Raw genomic sequence first — 1,061 nt, 5'->3', positions numbered from 1 at the left:
ACACCGGAGCCGGCGATCATCGACACCGCCCCGGCCGATGGCGGCGAGCCGATCAGCGTCTTCGAATCCGGCGCCATCCTGGTCTATCTGGCCGAGAAGACCGGCAAGTTCCTGCCCAGCGATCTGCGCGGACGCAAGACGGTTCTCGAATGGCTGTTCTGGCAGGTTGGCGGCCTCGGCCCGATGGCCGGCCAGAACCATCATTTCGTCCAGTACGCGCCGGAGCGCATCCCCTATGCCATGGAACGCTACGTCAAGGAGACCGGCCGCCTCTATGGCGTGATGGACAAACGCCTTGCCGACAACGAGTTCCTGGGCGGGGCCGAGCTGTCCATCGCCGATATGGCGAGCTACCCGTGGATCGTCCCGCATGAACGCCAGCAGCAGAATCTGGACAACTTCCCCAACCTGAAGCGCTGGTTCACCGCGATCAAGGAACGTCCCGCAGTGGTGCGCGCCTATGAAAAGGGGCAGGAGATCAACCCCAACCGCACGCCGACGGTGAATGAGGAAAGCAAGAAGATCCTGTTCGGCCAATCGGCGGACACGGTGAAGCGCTGACCCGCAATTGCCGGCCCGGCTTCCCCGTGTCGGGCCGGCAACTTCGTTCAGCCTCCCGCTCCTTTGCGGCATCCGTTCGCGCCGCCCAGACTTTCGGGGTTCCCCGGCGTCGACCGGACCGTTCGTCTGATCAGCGTGTTGTTTTCGGAAGAAGATATCTTGCGGAGACGCGGCGCCGATGAGCATCTGGCCAAGCCGCGGCTCCGACGGCACCCTCCAACAAAGGGCGGCCGGTCCCACCACCGCAACCCCCACCACCGCACCCTTCGGGCGCTCGCGCCGCATCCTTCCGGGGGGCGGATCTGCGTCTTCGGACACACCCACCGGGCGGGGCTGTGGGAATGGCGGAATGACGCCGCGCTGTGCCGACATCCGCGCCTGCTTTGACACCGCAACCGGCGCGTCACCCTGCATCATTCGCCTATGCCCGCCGTGCCGCCCCGTCGAAGGCCCGGCAAGCGGGATTGGCGCCCGCGTTTGCCGCAGTCTTGGCATCGGTT

At 65.9% G+C, this 1,061-nt stretch carries 1 protein-coding gene; it reads left to right on the top strand.

Annotation, left to right across the window (positions count from 1 at the left end; all coding sequences use genetic code 11):
* Window positions 1–561: glutathione binding-like protein (locus I71_RS00005; RefSeq protein WP_042688544.1), on the top strand; the 561-nt coding region annotated here is incomplete at its 5' end.
* Window positions 562–1,061: the final 500 nt, after the last annotated feature.

This window comes from Azospirillum sp. B506 (assembly GCF_000333595.1).
Lineage (GTDB): Bacteria > Pseudomonadota > Alphaproteobacteria > Azospirillales > Azospirillaceae > Azospirillum.
Note: the sequence above shows the minus strand (reverse complement) of the source record. Positions and strands in the feature narration are given on the sequence as shown.